The organism is Actinoallomurus soli (genome assembly GCF_024055715.1).
GTDB lineage: Bacteria > Actinomycetota > Actinomycetes > Streptosporangiales > Streptosporangiaceae > Actinoallomurus > Actinoallomurus soli.
Genome location: NZ_JAMXMV010000021.1, coordinates 99,804 through 126,703, shown reverse-complemented (window position 1 = coordinate 126,703; position 26,900 = coordinate 99,804). Strand labels below are relative to the sequence as shown.

Sequence of the window (26,900 nt, the reverse complement as noted above, 5' to 3'; positions counted from 1 at the left end):
GTGCGCCCAGCCAGAGGCCGACGTCATGCCGGCCGCCTGGTCGCTGGCCCTGCCCACCGGCGAGCCGTACGCGCCCGAGCGCTCGCTGAACCAACTGGGCATCGTCGACGGCCAGGTGCTCTACCTGGGCGACGTGACGGCACACGAATTCGAGAAGCCGGTGGTGCGCGAGCACCGAAGCCGCCGGGCGGCTTGAGAAGGTCTGGCAAGCCATGTCGATCGTGGCCGGCGCACCGGCGGAGGGCGGGCGAATCGGGTGGCGCTCGTCGCGGCACAGTACGGCCGGCCACGGTAGGACCGGTGCTGGGGCGGCGTGTGTACAGGTCACGCGGGGGCGGCGCCATGCCAATGGGATGATCACGCTGGAGCTCGAGGACGGGACCCGGGGGCCGGTCATTTCGCGGCCCACCAGTGGTGCGGTCGGGGGCCAGGGCGTCGCTGGATCGGTGCCGGCGTCAGGAATGAACACCTGGCGGGGGGAAATGGCCCGCCTGACGGCGTTCCCTGCCGTGATGCACACCCGTGTCGTGCCGGTTGTGGATGAGGCGGTCGGTGGGGAGGTGCCCGGCCGGTCCGGTGATGTGGTCGGCAGACGGTCCGCCGCGGGCGGTGTGTTGTCGGCGCGGCAGATCGAGGACCATGCCGCTGCGGTCGCCGAGGAGGCCAGGAGGGCTGACGAGTCTCGGCCCGGCGATGTGGGCCTGCCGGCTGGACCGAATGGGTATTCCTGGTCGGTGCTCACTGGTTTGTCGGCTCGGTGGTCTTCGACACCGTTGCCGGAAGCGCGATGGCCGAGTGTGACCGCGTGGGAAGATCTTGTTGTTTCTCTGGTGCGGGCGGAGCCTGGTGCGCACGCTCATGTCTGGTTCGATCGTCGTGGCTGGATGAGTCACGGGATCGTGGTTTATCACAGCGGTGATGCGGGTCTTGTGCTGGTCGATCCTAATCAGCACGAGAACGCCGGCTACACGATTACGGCCGGTACCAAGAAGGTGAGCGACTGGCTCACTGAGCGGTTCGGCACGCGGGGAGGCTCTCCGCCGGTCGGTGCTCATGTGTTCTCTCTTGATGCGCAGGGTCGGCCGCTCGCTCTTACGGAGATGTCGACGTCGGAGCGGGCGGCGGCGTTGGAGTCGCTCCAGCTCGCCCAGGAGGAGCCGTCAGGCCACGCTGCCCCGCCCGTGCCGTCGGATCTGAGAGCCGAGAGCACTGAGCCACCCGTCGTGGAGGCCGACGCGACGCTGCATCGGGCGATCCAGAGCCGGCTGCCGGAGGGGATGCCGGTTCCCGGTATCGGCGGCGTCTCCTCGGTGGAGGTTCCGGCTTCGGCGGTACGGGAGCATGCGCGGGCCTGGTGGGCGGCGATGGGGAATGCGCCGGCGACGACCCCGGAGATGCTCGAGCGGGTGGTGCGGCAGGTCGGCGAACGGGTGGCGCGGGGCGAGCCCCCTGTGCCGTACCTGTTGGAGGACGCGACCGGGGGACTGGCGGATCCGGCGCGGGGTGGTCTGACGTTCGGAGTGGAGATCGAATTCGATCTTCCCCCGAGCCTGACGGACGCGGAGCGGCAGGCGGCGTACACGGGGATTGTGGCCGATCTGCGGGCGGCGGGGCTGACCCGTCAGACGGAGATCGGCGGGTACCACGAGGTGGTGGACCTGGGCTATGCCGAGGCGCGGGACTGGTGGCGCCTGGAGAAGGATCCCACGGTGGACGGCGAGCTGGTCTCGCCGATCCTGCGGGACACCGCTCAGACCTGGCAGGACCTGCGGACCGTCTTGGACGTCATCCGTCGGCACGGCGGTCAGGTCTCGAAGCGGACGGCCGCGCACGTGCATGTGGGCACCCGGCAGTTCGGTACCGATGTCAGGCCGTACGAGGCGTTGCGAACGCTGTTCGCCGGCTATCAGGATGAACTGTTCCGGTTGGCGATGAATCCGCGCGCCGATGCTCACTCGGGCCTGGAATATGCCAGGCCCCTTTCCGCGCAGCACACCGGGTACGTCGCGGTCTGGGCCACCCCGAGCGGGGTCCGCGATGACGCGCTCAGCTTCGAGCGGGTCCAGGGCAAGGCCACGGATCACGTGGAGTTCCGGCACCTGAACGGAAGCCTGGACGAAGGCGAGATCCAGCAGAACGTGAAGCTGTCGTTGGGTCTCGTCCACGCGGCGCTGCGGCTGGCCGACGACCCGCTCTGGCAGCCGCCCGATCACGAGGAGGTCGGCGCGCGCGCCGGTGTGGTGCAGGGCGTACACCGCGCCGCGGACGGGCCGGGTGCGGTGACGGTCTTCGAACCGGACGCGCCCGAGGTGAGCGAGCCGGTGCGGAGCCTGGTGGACACGATCTTCCGGCGGCCGGAGGATCGTGAGCAGGCAATGGCGCGGTACGCGGTGACCGCGTGGTTCGGCGGTCGCGGTGCCCGGCAGGCCGATGACGCCTCCACCGGTCTGCTGGACCCGGCCTCGGTCCCCGGCCTGGAGGGGCTGGCGTCCTTGGGCAGTGTCTTCGTGACGCGGTTGCCCGGCGCCGCGCTGTTCCGTTCCTCCGAGGGCGTGGCCGACCGCGGGGAGGCCGAGCTGGCGGATCGGTTGCGCGCCATGGTCCCCGGCGGGGGTGCCTTCGTCATGATGGTCACCGTCAACCGGCGGCCGTACGTCCCGCACGCCTTCGGTTTCGGAGGGAGCAGACCACTCGAGACCGCGGAGTCCATCGCGATCCTGCGTCACCTCGGCTGGTCGCCCGGGACGCCGCTGGTGCTCACCCGTGCTTTCGAGGACACTCCCGCGTCGCTGGTCGCCTGGGGTGCGAAGCTGGCCGCCGCGCTGGGAGAAGGTGAGGCGGTCTACATCCCGGCCAGCGGCGGTCAGGACGCCGAGGATGTCGAGATGCCGTCCCAGGGCCTGGCGGGCCTGTCCAATGTCGAGGTCTTCGGCCCGCCGGGCGGCGCCATGGAGGACGACGGCGAGATGGTCGTCCTGCCAGGGACGGCGTGGTTCCGGGCGCTCCCGGGGACGACGGTCGGCGGCGAGGGACAGGGTGCCGGCTGGTCGGCCGGGAGCGGCCAGGTGCGCTATGCCCGCCTGGGAGAGCCGGATGTCCCGTTCGATCCGGCGAACGTGCGGGATCGGTCGCACCGTGTCCTGGAGATGGAGCCGGTCTGGTCGGAGTCGGACGGCCGGTCCCCGGCGTCCGAGCGCCATCCCGCGTCGAAGGCGCCGACGGATCTGCGGCCGGCGTCGAGCGTTCCGGCGGCGCAGGTCTATGCGTTCGATCCGGCCAAGGTCATGCGCTGGACTCACCGGGTGCTGCTGGCCACGGAGGGATCGGTCGGCTTCTACTGGTGGAGAGGGTCTTCGAAACCCGAAGTAGACGACGGTTGGCGCATCTCCGAAGAGACCGGGAAGGGGGTGACCAATGATTTCGGTCGGTGGCTTCGTGGTAACGGTTCGGCGCCGACGTCGGAAAGCACACTGAATTGCTGGGAAGCAATTCTATTTACCGCGTATTGGTCTGGTGCCGTCGATAAAGCATGGCTGCAGGAAATTCACCAGCAGGCGGCCCGGGCAGCGGAGGCCGCATACTTCGACACGCTCGAATACGGGCTCGGTGAGGACTTCGCGGTAGAGGGCGGCCACGATGTTTACCACCGGACAATTTTCGAGCGTATCGGCGACCAGTCGTCCATCCGGCAACACCGATTCGACCCGGAAACCGGCCTGGTAGATCCCGAAATCCCGCCGGGTCATCTGATACTCATCGATGGACAGAACCATGTCGCGCTCGCTTCCAAAACGCGTGATGCGCGGGGTCGTCAGGAAGTTCTGAGCCATTGGGAACACCCGCCGCTGGGTGAATCAGCGGAATCTTATTATGAGGAGGAGTCCGGGAGGCCAGCGGATTATCACATCAATACATGGCCCAACTTCCTGCAGAAAGTCCCCTTGGCGGATCTGCTGCTCGAGAACTTCGATTCGGATGTGAGGATCGAGTCGGTGGCGCCGGCCTGGCCCGTGCCCGCTGCTTGGTCCGGCCCCGAGGAAGTGGCAGAGCCCGTCGCGGTGCCAGGAGCGAAGGTCGGTCGGCCGGCGAGCGCGGACTGGCTGGATCGGCTGTCGGTGGCGCCGGTGGTGAAGGTCGAGACACAGCGTTTCGACCCGGAGATCGATTTCCTCGCGTCGTCCGAGTCTGGGCTTGCGTCGGGATGGGAGACGCTGGTCCGGATGAACGTCCAGCGGATTCAGGCGCAGAACGGTACCTGGGTCCGTAACCACGTGATCGTGCTGCCGGTCAAGCCGATGCCCGGCGTCACCGCGAAGGACGTCGCGGCACTGCAGAAGTCGCTGAACGGGCTGCTCGACCAGTACGTGAACCAGGGCTATGAGCTTCCGGAGTCGAAGGATCAGCTGTTCATGGCGGTGAAGCTGGTCGTCGATCCCCAGCACGGTGAGGCCGTCCAGGTGTGGCCGGGCCGGGCCGTCGATTCTCCGGATCCAAGAGTGCAGGGGCCGAACGCGCGGAACATCGGCCTGCGTGACTTCCTCGCCGTGCTGCTGCATGAGCTGCTGCACTGGGCGGGGTTGCCGGACGAGAACAAGGATCCGCTGGCGCTGTTCCGGCGGGCGCTGGCCGGGCGGACTCTATCGGCGATCAAGACCGATGGGATCATGGCGGGCGGCCCGTTCGACCCATCGCAGCCGATGCCGCAGCGGTATCTGCGGATCTTCGAGTCGGTGGTCGACGCGACCGCGAACCTGCTCGACCATCAGAGGGGCGCGGTCGTGTCGCGGAGCGCCGCGACCGGTGTCGTCGAACAGCGTGGCGGCGCTGCGGAGGTGGTGGCGGCCTCGCCGGTGTATCGGGTGCTCGGGCGAAGGGACGAGATTCCGCCGCACCCCGCCCCGCTCGCGCCGAGGTCGTCTCGTCTGTTCGACCGGTTCCGTGGAAGCCGGGGTCGAGAACGGGGCGCTGACCGTCTGGCTGCTTACCATGCCGCCGCCGCTCAGCGGGGTCTGGTGTTGCGGGACGTGCAGCCGGACGGCGACATGATGGATGCACTGGTGGTCACGGCTGACCCGGCCATGTTGGCAGGAGCCGCGACCGGGCAACAGGTCCGTGACCGGCTGGCCGACGCTCTGGAAATCGACCTCCAATCGCCGCAGCCTTACCTCGTTCCGGTCGTGGAGCCGACGATCCGACGGTTCCTCGCCGAGGAGCAGGCGAATGAGTATTTTGGCCGCCGGCGCCCGTCGGCGGGTGAGCGGGAACAACTGATCGCGCAACTCTCACGAACTGTTTACGTCGATTGGCGTGCGATTTCCGGCGGCTTGCGGGCGATGGGGGCCTCTGACGACGTCGCAGGTGAGATCGCGCCGATTTTGGCGGGGCTGGTCTTCCGACTTCACATTCACGTCATCGGGGCCGGTGGGACCATCTACACGGTCGGTGATCCGTTCGGTCACCCCATCACGCTCGCCAGAGCCGGGGATCGCTGGATGGGTACGGTCGCCCGCACGTTGGCGGTGGTTCAGGCGGGTCGCCGGATGCTCGGGGGGCTACGGTGGCGCGGGAGCAGCGGGCCCAACCCCAATATGAACTGGGCATTGGCCGAGCGTACGTATCTGGGTCACCCGAATGACATGGCGCTATGGCTGCACGGAAGAGGGCCTGAGCCTGGCGAATACAGCGTCATGAACTGTGCGGACGCAGTACTTTTTTCTGCCTACCGTGCGGGGGTCGTCGACAAGGCGTGGATCCAGCGGCTCTTTGAGCGTGCTGCCCTCGATGCCGTCAACGAACATCATAGGTATCGTCGTTTTGACGAGGTTGAAAATTCCTACGTCTTGCCTCCTGTGGACAGGCTGCCAGACGTGAATGACGGATACGGTCACTTTGCTTCGTCGCCTTCCGTGGTTTACGGGCGCTCCTTGATGCGTGGCATGTATACGGGAGAATTGACTCGGTATGTGATCGACCCGGTGAGAGGGATCGGCGGGCCGGATATTCCGGTCGGCCACGTGATCTTTATCAATGGCGTGGCTGGTCATGTGGTGCTCAGTTTGGGCACTCGTGATGCCTACGGGCGGCAAATGGTGCTCAGCATGTGGTTCCATCCCGCGCGACTTCCTCGTACTACGGAGAATCCTTTCGGCGATGGATTCATGCAGGAGACGTCGATTGAGGAACTGATCGAAGCCGGTCAGATGCGTAATGCCGTGATCGAGTTCGGAGCGCCGGCGTGGTCCGGTCCCGTGACGGCAGATGCCCCTGCTCTCGCGGGGGGATCGGTCCACTCGGCGCCGAACGCGCCGCAGGATCTGCGGCCCGCCTCCGGCGTTCCGGCGGCTGACGTCTACGCGTTCGATTCGGCCGTGTCTGCCGCCTGGCCCGGCCCCGAGGGAGAAGCGGTCACCGTCGCGGTGCCGGGCACGAAGGTCGGACGGCCGGCGAGCGCGGACTGGCTCGACCAGCTGTCGGTGGCGCCGGTGGTGAAGGTGGAAACACAGCGTTTCGACCCGAAAATCGATTTCTTCACGTCGGCCAAGTCCGGGCTCGCATCGGGCTGGGAGACGCTGGTCCGGGTGAACGTGCAGCGGATCCAGGCGAAGAACGGTACCTGGGTCCGTAACCACGTCATGATGTTGCCGGTAAAGCCGATGCCCGGCGTCACCGCGAAAGACGTCGCGACACTGCAGAAGTCGCTGAACCGGTTGCTCGACCAGTACGTGAACCAGGGCTATGAGCTTCCGGTGTCGAAAGACCAGATGTTCGCGGCGGTGAGGCTGGTCGTCGACCCTGACCACGGTGAGGCCGTCCGCGTGTGGCCGGGCCGGGCGGCCGATGCTCCGGATCCCACGGTGCGGCGTCCGGACGCTCGAAATGTGGGACTGCGCGACTACCTTGTCCTCCTGTTGCACGAGCTGCTGCACTACCTGGGGCTGCCGGACGAGGGCGAAGACGCGCTGGCGCTGTTCCGGCGGGCTCTGGCTTCACGGCCCCTGCCAGGGATCAAGCGCGACGACGGCATCATGGTGGGAGGCCCGTTCGATCCGTCGCAGCCGATGCCGCAACGGTATCTGGAGATGTTCGAGTCGGTGGTTGACGCGACCGGCAATCTACTCGACCACCCGCGGGACGCGGACGGGTCGCGAAGCTCCGCCACCGACGTCACCGCGGCAAACGGTGGCGATGCCGAGACGGTGGCGGCCACGCCCGTCTATAAGGTGCTCGGGCAGCGGGACGAGATCCCGTCGCACCCCGCCTCGCTCGCGCCGGGCGGGGACGAGGAGACCGACGTCGCGAAGCCCGCCCGTGACTCCCAGCCGCAGCCGCCCTGGTACGCGGCGAAGGGCGGGCTCGGTGACGGGCACGTGTCATCGGTGGAGGACGTGGTCGCCAGGTCGGTGCCGGGGGGCAAGGCCGCCGAGCCGGTCGACGATTGGATCAGCTCGGTGACCGCAGGGTTGGACTCGCCGGTCGCGGACTCGGTGCGCAAGGAGATCCTTGCGCTGTTGACCGACAGTGATCCCAGGGCCTGGGAGAAGCTGCTGCGTCACGGCAAGCTGATCGTCGTCAAGGGCGTACGGGTCAAGCTCACGTTCTCCGCCAAGGAATTGGGCTATGAGCCGCCGGCCGACACGCAGGTCGATCCGGGCTACCAGGAGTACTTCAGCAAGTACGGCGACACGTCGTTCTCTGAGGGCAGTTCGCATCATGTGCGGTCGGCGAGGAGCGGCAGGCTCGAGCCGATCTTCTTCCTGGCGGTGCAGGGGGGGACGCAGGCCGCGTTGTCGCATGCGGGGCCGACGGGGAAGATCACGGTGGAGCGCGGGTACTCCTCCGGGCGAAGCATCGCGATGGAGGTGCAGTCGGGGAACCGGGTCATTGCCAATGCCACGCACCTCTACTCTGCCCGGATCCGGATCCAGGCCACTGTGAATCGTGAGTTCCGGCCGAGTGTGGCACTGCCGGGTACGGCACGGCTGGCCTACCCGCAGGTGTACTCCTCCCGGGCGGAGGCGCCGGCGATGACGGCGACGGTCGAAGATGGCGGGCATCCGATCGTGCGGGTGGTGGATCCCGGGGTTCTGCACGGGCTGGACTACGCGGTCAACGCGGCATTGCCCGAGGAACTGCTGGTCGGGCTGGCCGAGACGCTGGTGAACGAGGTCGGTCTTTCGGCCGAGGACGCCGACGTGATCGTTCAGGACGCGGCCGAGGAGTACTTCAACGAGAAGACGATCAAGGATCGTAGTCAGTGGTGGCTGACCGACAGCTGGGTGTCGGGGGTGCTGGCGAAGAAGGTGCAGTGGGTCTTCGGGAAGAAGGTGACGGCCGAACTCGCGGGGAGGGCCGCGAGTGATCTCGCCGGGAAGGTGACGGGCGAACTCGCCAAGAGGGTGCCCCGCCTTTCGGAGTTCCAGGGGCATCTGGAGATCGGCGGGCAGCCGCACACGGTGCGTTATGTCACGACCACCGATGATCCGGTGTTGCTCCGTAACGACATCGCGGACACGGCGCTCAGCCGGGACGGTGAGACACACGACAGTGGTGCGAGCGTCACTCCGGGGGTCGCGCTGGGGATCGAGCTCGGCGAGCACCTGACCACGCCGACCGTCGATGTACCGAAGGTGGGGTCCTCCCGTGGCCACGGGTACACGGTCGGCCGCGAGGGGCAGGCCAAGATCGCGGTCATGCGGAAGGACCGTCTGGTCCGTTACCGGACCGAGTACCGGTTCACGGTCGCCATCAAGTCCAACCTGGGCGACGCGACCTTCACCGTGCCGGTGGTGGGGGAGTTGGGCATCGGCCGCGGGCACGCCAAGGAGTTCGAGCGCCGGGCTCTCGGCGGAGTACTCACCGGCTCCGGGCTGGTGACGGCCGAGGAGTTCGAGGCGCCGGTCGCGCGGTCGGCGGTGGCGCCGGAGCTGCCGGCCGGGCCCCGGACCGGGTTCGTATCGCGGCTGATGTCCAGGTTCGCCGGTAGTACGGCCCCGCCCGAGCCGTTCGGTGAGAATGGCGTACGGGACGTGGAGGACCTGCGCCGGCTGGCCGACCAGCGGCCCGTCGAGATCGCGATACCCGGTGAGCTGTACGACGCCCTGGTGCCCGAGCTGTCGTCGGAGGCGTGGCGGATCCTGTTCGGCCACGACAACGTCACCTGGGTGCTGATGGACGCCGACCGGTCGACTCTTGTTTCGCGCGCCGAGGGGCCGGGCGCGGCACCGTGGCGTTATGTGCTGGACGATCAGGCCCGGATCAGCGGTGCTCTCTTCATGCACGAGCAGCCGGGCGGTGTGCGGGAGCCGCGGGGATGGGTGCCCAACCCGGCGGCGACGTCGCCCTTGGCGGTGGTGGATGCCCGCCCCTGGCACGAACCCCTGGAGCGGCCGCTGCGTGCGGCCGGCATGGGCTCCATCGCCCGTTTCTTGAAGGACGGCGGGATACCGCAGATTCAGCTCACCGAGGCGTTGCGGCAGCGGCTGGAGAACTCCGCGGAATCCACGGTGAAGAGCGCGGACCCGGTGATCCAGGCCGTGCGGCTGATGATGGCGACGCGGATCCCGGTGATAGCCGCGGACGGTCGGCGGCTGGGAGGCGGGGAGGAGAACGTCGGGGAGCCGGAGAAGCGGTTCGTCGTCGATGAGTACGGCAGGGTCCGCGCGGGTCTGCGGCCCTGGCATCACGTGGTGCATCCGCGTGAGCCGCTCGCGCTGGCCGCCCGGAAGGGACTGGGCAAGGGCATCGTGCGGGAGACGCCCGGCCTGGAAGAGATGTACCCGCAGGTGACGAAGGCCCTGGCGCATCAGATGCGCGCGGCCGGGGTCAGGCTCTCGGCGGACGAACGCCAGCACCTGGCGCGGGCGCTGGCCATGAAGTTCGGTGTTCCGGGGCTGCGGGGCGAGTACCCGGGTCTGATCGATGTCGGCGTGAGCCACGAGGTGGAGGCCGGCGGTTACATCTTCACCGCCTCGCTGGACGGGGAGTTGCGGGCCCTGCGCCGGGACCCGGTCGCCGAAAGCGACGTCACCCTGGATTCCCAGCGCAAGGACGTCGCGTCGCTGGACGTCGAGGAGGAGAAAGGGCTGTCCGTCGCGGGCGGCTTCAACATCCGGTTCCGGCTCAAGCTGAAGAATCTGTTCAGCATCGACCTGGACGTTCTCAGCCTCTCCGGCAAGCGCGGCTGGGCGCACAAGGTCATCGACAGCACCGGCGTCAAGGAGTACCGCCGGGACAAGACCTCCGGCGACGTCACTCGTTTCGAGTACGAAGCCGTCTACACGCTGGCCGTCACCACCCGCCGGTCGTCCGAAGGCGTCGTATCGGCCCAGGTCCGAGGATTCTCCGGCGACCGGTACTGGACGGCGGTGACCGTCTCGGACGAGTATCTGCCGGACAAGCCGGTCCCCGCCGACGACGTGGCCGCCTTCGGCGAGGCCACCGTGGCGAGAGGCCCGCTGGACGAGGACGGCATCAAGCGGCTGGCCGGCTCGCCCGGCCCGCAGATGGGTACCGAGTTCGACCTGAACGAGCAGGGCATGTCCGGTATCCGGGTCACCCTGTCCGGCCTGGCGGAGATATCGACGAACCTCGCGCAGCTGGTGGCGGCGCACAACAAGACGTCGTGGGTCGGGACGAAGGCCGATCCGTTCCAGCAGGTGCTCGCCAAGATCGTGCCGTCCGGCCGCCGGTACGGCGTGGCGCAGCGGATCCTGCGTAGCGGCACGCAGACGTTCATGGAGGCCCAGACCCCGGCCATGCTGCGTAAGCGCGGCCTGGCGATCCCGCTGCCACCGACCAAGGACGGCTGGAAGCAGGAACTACGGATCCGGATCCGTACCTTCAACGTCCGCTACGAGAAGACCGTCAACGGCGCCACCCTGGAGCAGTACACCGAGACGGACCCCCGTTTCGCCGAGGAGCACGGCACCGAGAACTCCATCGAGGCCGGCGGCGGCCCCGGCGGGGTCATCCGCCTGGGGATCCCCAAGGCGGAACAGGCGGAAGGCGGCCGGACGACCAGCCAGAAGACGAGCAACCAGCTATCGGCCGGCGTCAGCGGCAGCGGCGAGATATCCCGGGGTGAGCACCAGGGCGATCAAGGCGGTGCCTTGGATCTGAACCTGGGCACGTACTCAGGGGACAGCGAGCAGTTCCGCGCCGAGCCGGTGTACACGATGGAGTACCGGCGCTGGCGCGACGGGCGCCGTAAGGGCTGGCGCCGGGCCGCACGCTGGGGCTCCGCCCCGCGAGTCTCCTACCGCGCCATGCGGCACGTGAAGATCTCCGGAGGGTTCGAGTTCCTCGTCCCCCATGTTCGCGCGGTCGACCACGGCATCTCCGTCCGCAGCGATGTCCCGGTCAAGCAGGACGAACGCCGCCATGTCCATCCGGACCTCGCCATGGCGGCCGCGTATGTCGAGAAGGTCACCGCCGAAGACCTCGTCGACGTCATCGCGAACCTCCTCGGTGGCGACCTCGAACCGGAGATGCTGCGCGCGGTGGAGACGGTCTTCTCCGAGGACGCCGTCCGCGCCCAGTTCCCGACCGCGCGCAGGGCCGCGATCCACCAGATCTTCAAGAGCCCCGCGACGTTGTGGCGTGAGCGCAGCCTCTGGGAGTACCTGAAGATCCCCGCGCAGATGGAAGGCACGCTGCACACCGGCATCCGGGTGACGTTCGAGGAGGAGTCACTCACCTATGAGCGGCCCCGGCCCGACGTCAGGGTGACCACGGGCGGGCAGGGCTTCGTGCAGAGCGGCAAGGGCCGCAGCCGCGGCCGCGCCTACCAGGGAGGTGCTTTCTTCCATGGGCGGTGGGCCACCGCGCCGAAGGGCTTCCGACCGGCCGGTGGCGGCACCATCGAGTACGCACGCAGCCGCAAGGCAACGGTCGGGGCGACCAGGGTCGCACGCGACATCCGCCGCGCCACCGCCAAGGACACCTCCCAGGAGTTCACCCACACCGGCACCTTCCGCGTGGAGGTCTTCCACCGCTACTCCTCGAACGAGCTCTTCCGCCGTGCCGGGCGGCTCATCGGGCTCGCACCGAGCCTCGTGGAGGTCCTCACTCACGGGGAAAGCCGGCGCCTGTGGCAGCGCGTGTTCCCGCCGACCCGCCCATCGGCCGCGACGACCGAGGTCCCCGGCCGGGCGACGGTCCTCGTGCCCACCCATCTGACCACCACCGCCCCATCGGCCGTTCCGGCTGCGGCCGTTCCGGCTGCGGCCGTTCCGGCCGGGCCGGTGCGGGCGGCCATCACGCGCGCGCCGGCTCCGCCCGTCTCTCCGCTCGCCGAAGCGCTCGCCGAGCACGTACAGGCGCTGTCGATGCCCGGCGCCGACCAGCTGCCGCTGTGGGCTCCGGCCGCCGCGATCCCCGGGCGCCGGATCGACCAGGACGCGGTGGCAGGCGGTATCCCGCCGATCGTCGATGACTTCGAGCCGACCCGGCAGGACGGTCTCACCGCGGACCTCGCCCTCTCCGAGGAGAACCTCAAGGCCAACATCGATCCACTCCTGCGCGCCGCGTTCCGCCCGCCACTGCTGAACGGCGAGGACCTGACCGTTCAACTGGTGCCCACCCGGGGACGCTGGGTGCACCGCGGCGGGTACACCGCGCTCAACTTCCCCGAGGAGGCCGAGGAGCCGGAGTGCGAGACCGAGGTGAGCGGCGGCTTGACCCGCGGTCTGGAGTTCGACCTCGGCCACAGGTTCGGCAAGCCGGTGCAGGAGGGCGCGGAACAGTCCTTGATCGACCCCGGGGCGTCGCGCGACCGGGGCCGCGAGAACGTTCGTGTCCAGAAGAACTCCACCGGCGACTACACCGAGTCCAACCGGCAGCGCGACGGCGACTTCGACTACTACGTCTTCGACGCCGAGTACCACATCACGGGCCCGCACCGTCACCACGTCGTCGTCACCGTCCCGGACGGCTTCTTCGGCATGCTCCCGGCCCCCGTGGTACGGCGTCTGATCGACGACCGGGCCCTGGACGTCGAGCCGCCTCCGCTGGACGACGACCGGCTTCCCGCCGAGTGGGCCCAGAACGGCACCCTCCCGCCCGAGGACACCGCACACATCCTCCAGCAGGCCGGCGGGGCGAGCGCGCTGCGCGACCGGACACTGCGGTTCTGGACCAAGACCGAGCACCTGACGTCGGCCACCACGGCGGCGCGGCGGCTGACCACCCAGACCGGCGTCCCGGTCGAGCTGCTTATCCCCAAGGACGACGGCTCGATCAGCCGATACCCGGTCACGAGCACCGCCGAGTCGCCCGGCGGCTATGCCACGAAGACCCCGTACGTGCCACAGCAGGATCTTCGGACGTATGAGCAGCCGCCACCGGGTTTCACGCCGGTGTTCACCCAGAGCGTCTTTCGCCATGGCTCGCGCGCCGAGACCAGAGGCGACTACGGGGACCAGATCCTGGGGCTGTGGGAGGTGGCCGCCGGCGAAGGCGCCCTTACCCGGGACGGCGCGGCGTTCGGCCCGCAGGTACGGTCGCTGCGCGACGCGTTCACGCAGGTCGGATATGGCAACCTCAGCGGCCGGGGCAGGCAGGAATTGCGGGACGCCGCGGCGCGGATGCGCGAGCGCCTTCCCGGGCTGTTCACGAAGATCGCCGAGAATTCCGAGCGGATCGACGTCGTCAACTCGGGCAAGGGCCGGGCGGTCGAGAGCGGCAACGCCTTCACCGCCGCTCTCGCCGCCCACGATCCGGCTCTGCAGCCCCTCATCGGCCCGGCCAGGCCCGACCCCGACCTGCTCCACTTCCACATGGCCGCGGGCGGTGCCGAGTACCGGAGCTACCTCGCGGGCGACGAGCGCCTCGCGGCCAAGCTTCAGGAGATCGAGCAGCAGCCGGCCATCCAGGACGCGGCCCGCAGCGTACTGCTGAAGATCTTCACCCCGGCCTTCGTGGATCGGATCTTCGCCGGAGATTTCGCTTCGATCGGTGCCCGTATCGGCACCGGCGTCGAGGCGGCCCATGCCGTGTACCGGCTCCGCAGCTTCGCGCCGTTGATGAGCCATGAGGGGGCCTGGGGCCTGGAGCGTTACGTCACTGCGGATGACGCGTCCTGGTTCGCCTACCTGAGCGACGCGAAGACCTTCTACCGGAAGGGACCGGGCTTCGGGGACAGCGACATCACGTACAAGATGGCGAATGTCCTGCTCGACGACTTCTTCGCGAACATCGAGGCCAAGCGGGCGGGGACCAGCGACCTAGGTGCCGCACTGCGCTTCGCCCACGCGGAGGCGATCATTCCGTTCGCCGTTCTCCTGGGCCTGCCGGGCAGTGAGAAGTCGGCGACCCTCGCGTCGCCGGACACCTCCGCCGACAACCCCTGGCGGGGCGAATCCGTGTCCCCGATGGCAGCGAACATCCAGTGGGACGTGTTCCAGAACGGCAGCACGTACCTCGTGCGAATGCTCCACAACGAGAAGGAGACCCCCTTCGGGCAGGGCGCCAGGCCGGTGTCGGAGAACAGCATGTTCTACGACCTGGACGAGTTGTTGCGCAGCTACGGACGTACGACGGTCCGCGCGCGGGACGCCGGGGCCGGCACGCACCTGGACGAGCGCTCGGCGACCGAGGCGGTACGCGGCACCGTCACCGGTCGGCCGGAGGATGATCTGCGGATCCTGCCCGCGCCGTCCGATGAGGCGCAGCGGACCGGGATGGACGACGACACGGTCGGCGTGGAGACGCCGGCGGCGGCGTTGAACCGGAGCGAGCTGGACGACCTGTGGAGTGGCGTGCGCGGGGTGCTGCGGGGCGCCGGTGTGCCGACCGATGGGAATCGGGCCGCGACGCTGCGGGCGCGACTGCCCGAGCGGTACGCGGCGCTGGCCCCGTGGCAGCGGGTGAACGGGATGCGCGCCGCGGGTGAGGTGATCGCGCAGATCCACCTCACCGGAGCGAGTTGGGGCCTGGACGGCACGGGACCCGGCGCGACGGCCGAGCCCGGTCTCCTCGCCGGACCGGAGGAGGCAGAGTACGCGGGCCGGATCGCCGCGCTGCTGGCCGAGGCCCCGGTGAACCACGCCGAGGTGCTCCGGCAACTCCGGTTCCGCGCGTCGCTCGCCGACGGGCGTACGGCGGAGACGTTCCAGATCGCGTTCCAGGCGAGGACCGGGACGTCGCTGGAGGAGGCGGTGAACGGCGCGGTCGCCGGCGGGCGGGCCACCCCGGCCCTCGCCGCGGACGTCCGCCGGTACCTCGGCGGATCGCGGGAGGCGACCACCGGCCCGCCGCCGCCCGGCCCGATCGCGGTCTACGCGCGAGAGGCGTCGGCCCTGGCGGAGGTCCTCGCCTTCACCCACGGGCTGCGCGATGCGATCGCGGGAGAGGCCGACGCGGAGGAGGTCTTCGCGCGGTTGCGCCTCCTCGACGGGGACCCACGCCGCATGTGGGCTGTCGAGGACGCGTACGAGGAGCAGTACGGCGGGTCGCTCGTCGATCACCTGAACGCGCTCTGGGAGCGCCAGTACGGCACCGACCCGTCGCACCGCTGGAGCGAGGTGCTGCCGACCTCCGCCGACGGCCTCTTCGGTGAGGTCCGCCCGGAACCGGTCTCGTACGCGGAAGCGAGCCGCTGGTACGACCTGCTGACCGAGCTGCGCTTCCACCACCCCGAGCACGGTGCCCTCCGCCTGCCCATCGAGTACCACTACAACGGCGGTGACCTGCGGGCCCACCTGATGGTGTTGCGGCTCCTGCAGTGGGGCGCACCCGTGGGCAAGATCGTCGCCGAGCGGGCGCAGCCGGAGCTGGGCCTGCTTTCGGGCAACATGCCGGGCTCGCTCGAACCCACGCTGGTCGAGTGGCTCCATCACACCGCTCCGGTGGTGTGGGCCCGTGACGCCGACGGGCGGCCGGGCTGGCTTGTCGTCGACACCGCGCTGGGGCGTGGGCCGCTGACGCCGGGCGAGTGGCTCACGGCCATCGGAGTCGATCCGGCCGACGCCCGGAACCTCTTCCTGGCCGGCACGGTCGAGCAGGTGCACGCGGCGGCGCTGGACGAGTTCGGCAAGGCGCCGTCGACGTGGTACTTCGACAACGGAACCCAGCACCCGATCGGCCGCACCGTGGCGGCCATCACGGGAGCCGAACACGCGGGGTTGCTGGATCGCGTCGAGTCCCTGCGGAGCCTCGACGCGAGGGTCCAGGACCAGATCGACGACCTGGTCGAGCACGCCCGTGCGATGGACGAGCTCACCTACGCCCGCCGCGCCGCACGGATCCTGGAGCAGTCGCGCGCGGACGAGAACCCGGCCCGGACCGCGGCGCGGCGCCTGGAGACCGAGCTGACCGGCCCCAGCCCCGAGTCCGGGTCCCTGAGCCGTTACCCCGAGCTCGGCCGGCTGGTGCGCGAGGTGCTCGGCGACTCCCGGCCGGAGCTCGTCTCACGTCTCTTCCCCGGCCCGGCCGGTGCCGCGGCGGAACAGACACCGGCGACCGCCTCCGCGCAGACAACCTCGGGTACGGCCGGTGGATCACGGCCCGCTCCGCCGCCGGAGTGGCCGTCGTGGACGGTGGCGCCTCGCGTCACGCCGGCCGCCGAGACGCGACCGGCGGCCGAACCTCCGCACGCGGTCGGCGTCCGCCCTGCCGACGCACCCGTCCGCTACGGCGACGTCTACGAAGAGCGGCGCTGGATCACCAGACGCCGAACCTACGAGGACGCCTTCTCTCGCGCGCTCGGTCTCGACCCGCGCCTGGCCGACGTCGTCCGCCGGGCCAACCACCGCCTGTACACGACCATCGCCCAGCACGTGCCCGCCGACGAGGCCGCGCGAAGCTTCCTGAGCGGGTGGGAGAAGGAGCCGGCGGTCACGCTGGAGCGCATCCTCGGCGAGGACTCGCCGTGGTCGCCGGAGGAGCACTTCACCGCGTTCTTCCGGGCGGTGCAGGCGCAGGAGAAGGGACTCGGCTCGCTCTGGGGTGAGCGACCGCTCCGTTCTCGTCTCCGTTCCGACGATTGGCTGGACGAGAAGATCGCGCGCGGCTACGAGGTGGGCCGCAGACCGAACGACCGTTTGGAGTGGGTGTTCCGGTCCTACCGGAATCTCGGCTTCGGGCCCGAGGACCGCGCGCTGTTCCTCCGCGCGGTGATCGCCCGGCGGCCACGGGACCTGTACGAGACGCTCGTGGCGTGGCGCATGGCCGGGCTCGGTGACGACCCCGCGCACGCGGTGCCGGAGGCGGTGCTGCAGACCGAGGTGGCCGACCTGCTCGAATGGGCCGACGTGACCTTCCGGCCGCGCGACCTGACCGACGATCCGCAACTGCTCGGCGCCCTGGCGCCGCCTCACCTGAGGGCGGGGGAGGGGACGACCGTCTCGCGGTGGTCACCGCCCAGGCTCGGGGAGGAGGCGACCAGGCGGGCGTATCCGTGGCTGTCGAAGATCAACCCCTTCTACGCCAAGGGCGGCGACTTCCTGACGAACTGCCTGCTGGCGGGGATCGGCGTGGATCTCACCCTGGAAGAGGCACTGCTGCAGCCGGGCGAGGACCCCGAAGCCCTTCCGTACTACCAGGTGCCGCCGGACGCCGCTTCGCCGTACGAACACCTCGCCAACTACGGCAAGGGCGACCCGCTCGACGTGCTCGGCTACCAGGCGATCCACGACGCGATGCACGCGGCCGGGCGGGGCGCGCGCGGCATGGTCCTGGTCGGCGTGCACGGCACCGACGTCGACCACGTCTTCAATGTCGTCCACGACGAGAACGGCGTCGTCTTCCTGGACGGGCAGAGGGGCGGGGAGGCGTACCTGCCGGGGAGCTTCCGCAGCCTGCGGTTCCTGCCCACCAGCGAAGGCTTCCCGCGCGAGGCCGTCGAGGTCGCCCCGACACCGTGGCGGCACGGACGGCTCATCGGCGCGGAATCCGGGCGCATCGTCACGCTCAGCGAGATCGCCGGCTCTCAGGCAGAGGCCGAGGCCGAGGCACAGCCCGTGACGGATCCGTTCGCCGGTCCGGGACGGCGGCTGGGCGGGCGTGCGGATATCGCGGGCTCGAGCAAGGAGATCCGTGCGCAGGCCGCAGAGGAGCGGGCCAGGCGCGAGCCGGCAACGGTCACGTCCACGGACGCGGAGACCGCGGACGAATCCGAGACGTCAGAGGGGTCGGCGTCCGCGGAGGCACAGGCCGCTTCCGGGCCCGCCGTCGAGGTGAGCCGGGGCGCCGCACGCCCGTCGAACACCGCGAACGCCGTCCCGGCGCCGCGTACGCGCCGGCTGGGGGCCTGGACCGCCGTCGACCGTGCCCGTGCGACGTTGGACGCGCTGTCGGACGAACGCCGCGCTGAGGTGATGGCCGAGGCGAGTGTGCTTTTCGGTGATCTGAGCGGTCGAGTGCCGGCGGTCGTCGATTCGGGTGGTCCGGTGTCGCGGGTGGATCGGGCGGGTCTGCTGGTGGCGGCCGAGCTGGCCCGTGCGGGCCGGGCGGCCGGCGAGGGCCTGGCGCGGCGTCTGGCGCGTGGTCTGGCCGCCCAGGTGCGTGCGACGGAGTATCCGGACACCATCCCCGTGCCGCCTGAGGTCCTGGCAGCGTCCCGGATGGATCTCGGGCGTGCTCGTGCGCGGCTGGACAGGTTGCCGGAGGAACGCCGGGCTCAGGTGATGGCCGAGGCGAGTGTGCTTTTCGGTGATCTGAGCGGTCAGGTGCCGGCGGTCGTCGATTCGGGTGGTCCGGTGTCGCGGGTGGATCGGGCGGGTCTGCTGGTGGCGGCCGAGCTGGCCCGTGCGGGCCGGGCGGCCGGCGAGGGCCTGGCGCGGCGGCTGATGCACGAGCTGGAAGAACCGCTGGTGCCGCGCGTTCCCATCGACCGCGCACGAGTGGATGTCGCCCGGACCACGCTGGAGCACCTGCGGAACGACTCCGAGGAGCATTACGCGCAGATCCTCGACGAGGCTCGGCTGATCGTCCGGCAGCTGACCGGCGTCGCTCCGTCACCTGCCGGCGCGCGGGGGCGGGCCCGCAGGCTGAAGATGGTCTGGTTGCTGACGGCGGCGGAGATACCGTGGGCCGGTCACCGTGCCGCCCAGGATCTGGCGGCCGACCTGATCGGCCTGCCGCGCCTGCCGGAATCCGGGGCCGAGGCCGGTGTCGTGACCGGCCTCGCGAACGCCGCCCGGCACGATCCGGCGCGGGCCCGTACGACGCTGGGTCTGCTGTCCCCTACTCGGCTGGAAGGACTGCTGGGCCAGACGGACGGCATCATCCGTGAGGCGATCACCCGGCCGCGGACCGGGCAGCCCCGGGCCCGGGCACCGCGCGAGTGGCGGCTCCTGGTCGCCGCCGAGATCGCCCGTTCCGGAGAACAGGCCGGGGAGGACCTCGCGCGGAGTCTGGTCGCGGACAACCCGTCGCGGCCCGCCGACCCGGCCGGGACGCAGACGCGAGTTCCCAAAAAGGTCCGCTTCGCCGACGAACTGACCGAAACCGAACTCGACTCCGAGCTCGAGCTCGCCCCCCGGCCCGAGGTCGGGCAGTCGCCCACGCAGGGTCTGCAAAGCCGGCGCGACGATGGTGTGACGACGACGGCTCCGGCGGCGACGGCGTCGCGGCGCATGCCGATCGAGGACGTGCTCGAGCAGACGCGCGTGGTCGATGTCGACGGCCGTCCGGTGGCGGTCCTGCTGCCCGGAGCACCGGAGGAGGCCGGGCCGGAGCCGCTCATCGCCAGGATGAGGGGTCTGGCCGGCGCGCTGCCCGAGGGGAGCGTGTCGGTCTTCGGGACCGTGCGGGACGGCCGGGTGATGGCCGGCGAGCACGAGGTCACGGTGGAGGCGACGGCGGCGGTGATCACCCAGCTGGCGCCGGGCCTGAGCCCGTACCTGCTGATGAACGGTGGCGCGGGTGTGGCCCAGCCGTTGTCGCGCGTGTTGGACCGACCGGTCGTGGCCACTCCGCATCGGGTGGAGTTCGATCCCGTCACCGGTGACGTGACCTCGCGTCGCTCAGGTGACACCGCGTCGGGATCGAGTCCCGGGGACGAGTGGTTCCGTGTGTTCTCCCCCCTGGGCCCGGTGGAGGGCGAGCCGATCGTCCCGGCGCTGTTCGGCCGGGGGCGCCGCGACGGCCTCGTCTCGGACGCGGAGCCGAGCCCTGAGCCGGCCTCGTTCACCTCCGCGACGCCGGAAGGCGGGGAGCAGCCGCTGGAACTGCCCGGGCTGCCGGAGCCGTCTGTTCCGCCGGAGGCATCCGCTCCGCCGGAGGAGGGGGCGACGCTGATCGACGCGGATCCGATGATCCGTTCGATCGGCGTGCCGCGTGTGGGCCTGCCGCAGATGCCGGCGCTGCTGCGGCGGGTCCGGGAGGCGCTGGACGACGCGGGGGTGAAGTTCACCGAGAACGAGCTGGCCCTGCTGACGCACCGGTTGCTGTCGAATTACCGGTACCTCGGCATGCACGACGCGGCCGGAGAGACCGGCGACAGCGGTCTGCAGGTGCCGATCGGGAATGCCGAGGTGCTGTTCACCCTCGATGCCACCGATCCGCACGAGGAACAGAACCCGGCCGGGGCCACGCTCACGCCGTCCACCCTGCCTCCGGTGGAGGGGGAGCACCAGGCGGTCGGCACCATCAACTCGGTGTTCGCGACCGGCGCGCACGCCCAGTCGCAGAGCGGGCAGCTGGGTGCGACCCGTGGCGCGCTCTCGTTGAACTTCGGTGTCCCCTTGGCGCCGGGTGTGACCCTGCGGTTCGGCGGTTCGCTTTCCGGTACGGCCAACCAGTCGAACCGGTCCGACACGCACATCGCCGATGCCGAGGGCGGTCACGTCGAGGACAACCGCACCGCTCACAAGCTGATCGCCTACACGGCGAAGTGGTCGTTCAAGGTGCGTACGGACCCGGAGAAGACCTGGGCGCAGACGCCCGTCCAGCGGCTGGACGACCCGACCGACGAGCGCCTGTTCCTCTGGATTCCGGATCACTATCTGGAGAAGGCCCCGTCGGACCAGGTGATCGCGACCGGTGAGGCGGTCAAGGTCAAGAAGCTGCCGTCGTACTTCTCGGCCTCCGGCCTGACGAACCTCCCGCGGCTGTTCGATGAGATCGCGGCGATCTTGCGGGAGAGCGGGTTGAAGCTGCCGATGGGCAGCTCGATCCGTCAGGAGTTGCTGCAGGAGCTGTGGAACCTGGACATGCACCTGGACGCGGCGGTCAACACCGCTCGCGGGTACCGGTTCTGGCTGCACAACAGGTACGGGCGGCCGGTGGCGGCGGTGGCGGTGAAGTCCGAGCGGCTGGCCGATGCCCCGCGGGTCGGTGCGAGCAGCGACAAGTCACACATCGAGAACGTGCGGACCGCCATCGACGGCTGGAGCGGCGGCCACAACATCGGCAACAGCAGCGGTCTGACGTTCCCGAACGTCGAGGTCGACCTGGGGGCACCGCTCCGGAGGCTGAAAAGGGCCGGCCTGGGCATCGCCACCTACCTGCGCTACGGCTCGTCGAACGCCGACGGGATCTCGGCGGGGCGGACCGGTCTGCACGTGCTGGTGCCGCGCGACACCTCGCACACCAACGCGTACGCCATGTCGTTCACGCATCGGGCGACGGTCAGCGTCCGCGGTGACGAGGGCGAGCGGGCGCCGAGGACGACCGGCCCGGTCCCCGGCAGGGCACTGGTCCGGGTGCCGGAGGCGGCCGCGTACGAGCACGGTCTGTCGGTCGACCGGAAGGCGCTGAAGAACCCGCCGGCCCAGGGCGGCACCGTGCCGTACGAGCCGGACGCGATCCGGGGCACCGGCCGGGGCCCGAAGGACCCGGACACCAAACCCGTGCCGCACTACGTGGCCGAGGGCAAGGGCGTCGGGATGGGTCTGGTCATGGTGGCCGAGGAGACCGTCGAGCGGGTCCGGAACGTGCTCACGGCCGAGTTGTCCGGGACCGGGTTCCTGCCCGCGGACGGGGCCGACCCGTTCGCGGGGTACACGTGGTACGGGCACGGCAACAAGCTCGACAGCCTGGTCGACAACGAAGAGCTGTTCGACAAGATGGTCTCCAGCCGTGGCCTGGACTCCCACTATGACCAGATCCACCAGGACGGCATGACCTTCACGCTCCGCAAGCGCCGCGGTGGCATGGGCGTGGACTGGGACGTCGATTCGGCGAAGGTCACCATCAAGGCGCGGAAGAACCCCGAGCACCCGCCGGAGTTCAAGCGCAGTACGGACGAGTTCCATACGGTCAACCTGGCGATGGGCATGGACAGCGCGGGTACGTCCGTCAGCCACTCGCGGCAGGTCGCGTGGGGTCTCAAGCTCAAGGGGCTCTTCCAGGCGCTCAAGACGGCGATGATGGGCGTCGAGCTCCAGCGGACCGTCGGCGCCTCCGACGCGGTGGGCTTCCTCAACAACCGTCCCGAGCTGCTGGAGTACCCCGGCAAGGTCGACGAGTTCGCGCTGACCAGCGACTATGAGATCACCGTCGAGTACCAACACTCCGGTGTGCAGGGCAGGATTCGCAAGGGCGTCCGCGACCCGGAGCCGATCAAGGTCGAGAACCAGACCGCTCTGGCGTATCTGCTGCCGCTCGGCACCGAGGAAGGCCCGGTAACGGACGGGCCGACGCCGGCCGGGGTCCTGGAACAGGGTGTCGTCTACTTCGTGGACACCACCGGTGTCCGGGACGCGGTCTCGGCGCTGGGGCGGATGACCGATCCGGCCGGTACGGCGTCTGCGGCGCGGGACACCTTCACGAGCACGATCGAGATGCGGGCGCATCTGAAGGAGATTCTGAACCGCGAGTACACCACCGACCGTCCGTTCGAGCCGGGCATCTTCCGCGACACGTTCGGTGCGATGGACATCCGGGGCGACCTGGGCCCGACGAGGTTCACCGGCGCGACCGGTGACAAGTTCGTGCTGGGCCTGATCAAGCTGTTCCTGGGCCAGAGCAGCCTCACCGACTCCGGCTCGGTCGGCTGGAGCTGGGACCAGCTGGACGTCGCCGCCGGCGACACGGCCGGGCTCGCGAACCTCACCGGTGAGACCGACCTGAACCGGCACTGGCAGCACAATCGGTCGCAGACCTCCGGGCGCACCGGCGGCAAGGAGCTCCTGCAGCTCAACTTCAACCGCGTGTACTCCTTCGAGACCACGGTGGACTTCGCGGTCTCCAGCCGCCGGGAAAAGCACGCCAAGCTGCTTCCCGGCAGTTCGGCGCACCACACCGAGCACATGGATCCCCGGACCATGGTGTTCCTGCTGCCCGAGCCGGAGGCGCTGACCCAGTACGCCCAGGGCCGCCTGCCGATTTCGAATGGTCAGCTCAAGGACGCGATGCTCCGCTGGCACACCGGCAAGCTCAAGCTGAGCGGTGACCTGGCGGCGAAGATCCTCATGCGCTGGAAGAGCGAGGCGCCCGGCCTGCCGAAGGACGTACGGGTCTCGCGGGGGAAATTGGGGCGCTCGCTGGTGCGGATGCACACGACGGGTGCCGCTCCGGTGCTGGACGCGCAGGTCAGGGAGCAGTTCAACGCGGCGTTCGGGCACAGCCTGCGCGATCCGTACGATCCGTACCTGCACCCGCGGATGCCCGAGGACGTCGTCGCGTACGCTGCGGGCCGCGCGCCGCTCACCGACCAGCGGCTCGCGGAGGTGCTGAACGACTGGCGGAACGGCAGGCTGCGGCTCAGTGGCGACGTGGCGGCCCGGACCCTGATGCGCTGGCACGAGGAGGTCCCGGACCTGCCGGCCGGGGTGAGGATCGACCGCCCGTCGCTGGTCGGCGCCATCGCCGAGCTGCACACACTCGGCGGGACCCCGATCGCCTCGCTGGAGATCCGGGACCGGTTCAACGACAGGTTCGGGCAGAAGCTGGGGAACCCGCGGCGGCCGTACCACTTGATGGAGCTGCCGGAGTACCTGACCCGCGACGATCCGGGCGGCCGGTTCCTGGGCCACTCGGGCATCTACGAGCTGAAGTATCCCGATGGGCGGACCACCTACGACATCGTCCGGGATGAGATCGAGCGGGTCGCCCCCGGCCTGCTGGCCGCCGGCGCGGAGATCTGGAACGGCAAGGGCCGCCGCGTCGGCCGGATGCAGGGCGCCGTCGACGCGTTGCAGGCGATCCTGGCCGAGGGCCGCGACCAGGCGATGTGGGAGGAGTTCCTGGCCAAGGACGGCTACTCCCTCTACCTGGTCAACCCTGTCGGCTGGTTCCTGACCGACGTGATCGAGGTCAACCTGACCGACGTGCTGACCTCCCGGCCGGACGTGTACGACTACCGGTGGAACACCGGCATCGAGGTCTACTCCCACGGTTACGTTCCCACGTCCACGTCCACGTCCCGGGACGGCTCGCAGTCGTGGATGTTCGCAAAATTGTCCTCCGGCGGTGCGCACGCCAGCGGCCCGGCCGACCTGAGAACCTCCGTGGGGCACCACCGCGGCACGACCCGCGCGGAGAACGCGGTGTCGGAGCAGACCGTCTACGACTGGGCGAACCACTACGCGGTGCGGTTCGACCACGAGCTGACGGTCACGGTCCGGCGGCTGAAGATGTCCGGTCGGCCGCTGAACAACCTGCTGCTGTCCGGGCTGGACACGTGGACCCGCCACGGCGCGGTGGCCCAGACCACGGTGGCCGGCACGCTGGACCTCCAAGTGCCGCACGCGCTGGCGGAGGCGGGCACGCTCCGCGGCCCGCAGAACGTCCGTGACCTCATCCCGCTGGGCAGGCTGCCCGGCAACGCCTACGTCACCGGCGTCGTGCTGGACGACCTGCTCCCGGCCGCACGCAAGATGCTGGGCGCGATGTTCGGTCCGCACTGGTACGAGAAGGCCCTCGGCGCCAAGGCTAACGACCCGGGAACACGGTCCAGCCTGTCGCTGCCGACCCTGCTGTCGCGGTCGCACCTGACCAACCATCTGCGGAACGCGATCGGCGGCGAGAAGTACAAGCTGGCCGACAACCTGTTCATCCCCGGTCACTCCAGCGAACGCGCCACGATGTGGCTGCAGGGTGATCTGTTCGACGCGCAGGTCATCGGGCCGATGGCCGACGGCGGTACCGGCACCGGCCGGTACATCAAGCACCAGAGCGGCACCACCGCGAACAACAGCTCCGACCAGGCCCGGGTCACCGCTGACTACGCCGTCGGCGGCAGCGGTGCCCTCGACCATCAGCATCCGGACCGCAGCTGGGGACCCACCGACGCGGGCAGCCGGGTGACGTCGGTGAACCAGAACAGCGCCGGCACGGTGAACTACCGCCGCGAGCAGCACGCCAAGGAACTCGGCTCGACGCTGCTGGTCCGTATGCGCGGACAGTTCTGGCTGGAGGCGCAGAAGACCCGGCACCACCTGTTCCGCAAGGCCCACAACACGGGCGGCCCGCTCCGCAGCGACCCGGTCACCGGCGACGTGTACGTGGAGATCTTCGAGGCCCAGTACCGGCAACTGCTCGCCGACCTGGCCGAGAACCGGAAGCAGGCCGAAGAGGTGCTGCGGAGGCGGGTGGACCCACAGGCGTGGCAGGGGCTGGACACCGCGCCCCGCTTCGACCTGCCCGCGCTGCTGGCCGACGCGGCGTACCAGGATTACACTGCCTCGCGCGCCCACCACAGCGTGATCACCCAGATCCGCGAACAGGCCGGCGGCGACCGCCCGCTCGTGCTCACCGTCGGTCCGGAGGCGCAGACCCGGCAGTACCGTGCGATGCTCGAGTGGGCGGTGCGGACCATGACGGCCGATCTGCGCTCGGCTTACGAACTCGACCCCGGCGCTCTCGTGATGCTCGGCCAGTACGAGGAACGGCTCACCAGGACCGATGACCGGCTGACCGACGGCCTGCTCCACTCCGTCGAGGAGGAGATCACCGACGTCATCGCGGAGGTCCACCGGGTCCACGCGCTGCGCCGGGACAACAAGGCCGGCGCCCCGGCCGCGCTGCCGCCCGAAGCCGCGATGTTCGCCCTGGACCCGGTGTTCGTCGCCCGGGACGTCGCACACGAACTCGGCGCGCACCTCCGGCTGGACGTTCATCAGCCCGACGGCGCCGTACGCAGCCACTGGGCGGACCCGGCCGGGCGCGTCTACGCCTTCGACCCTGCGACCTTCGATGACGCCGTCCTGACCGCCGACCAGGCGACGCGAGCCGGACTCTGGACCGACGACCTCCGGCGTCTCGCGGTGGCCCACGGCTTCGACCCGGTCGACCTGGCAGGCTTCTACCGCACCTCCTGGCAACGCGGGCAGACTTTCGCGCAGGCGGTCACGGCGGCGATCGCCGAACGCCGCGCACACCTGGCCGCGGTGCGTCCGTCGTTGCCCGGCCTGTTCGACCGGGCACTGGAGGCCGTCGCCGGATGGCAGGAGGCGGTCGCCCGGCTCGAACCCGAGCACGCCACCGTGGAACGGGATCGTGCCCGCGCACGAGCCGAACTCACCCGCGTCACCGACCGGCTCGGCGACCTGGAGACGGAGCGGGTCCGCCTCGTCCTGGACGGCGATCCGGACCCGACCGCGCCGGCCCGGATACGGGACCTGATGTCGCCTCTGGAGGCCGAACGCGACCGGCTCCAGGGAGTGCTCGACGACCACGACGCGGCGATCGCGCTGCTCACCGGGCGTCTCGAAGACGCGCGCGGATGGGCCGCCGAAGCCGAGCAGTTGCTCGACGACCTGCGCGCCATCCGGCACGACACCACTTCCGCCGGTCAGGCGCGGTGGACGGAGCAGGCCGTACGGGCCGCCGGGGAACGACTGACGGCGCCCGCGACGCCGTCCGCCGCAGGTCCGTCGGTCGGCCCTCAGACCACCGAGGACCTCTCGAGATCTGAACAGGGAGATCACGGGGACGAGGTAGTGGGCACTATCGATTGGCGCAAGAGCAGCATAAGTCGCAGCGAGCACTGCGTCGAGGTGGCGGTCGTCGAGTGA

The 26,900-nt window shown here is 69.9% G+C and carries 2 protein-coding genes; both read left to right on the top strand.

Annotated features, from left to right (window positions below):
* Window positions 1–196, top strand: a 196-nt coding sequence (locus NDW01_RS35085; protein ID WP_252828665.1) for an EsaB/YukD family protein, incomplete at its 5' end; no start/stop codon positions are given.
* Window positions 197–1,100: 904 nt separating this feature from the next.
* On the top strand, window positions 1,101–26,900 hold the full coding sequence (locus NDW01_RS35080) for a histidine-type phosphatase (RefSeq protein ID WP_252828664.1): 25,800 nt from the start codon (window positions 1,101–1,103) through the stop codon (window positions 26,898–26,900).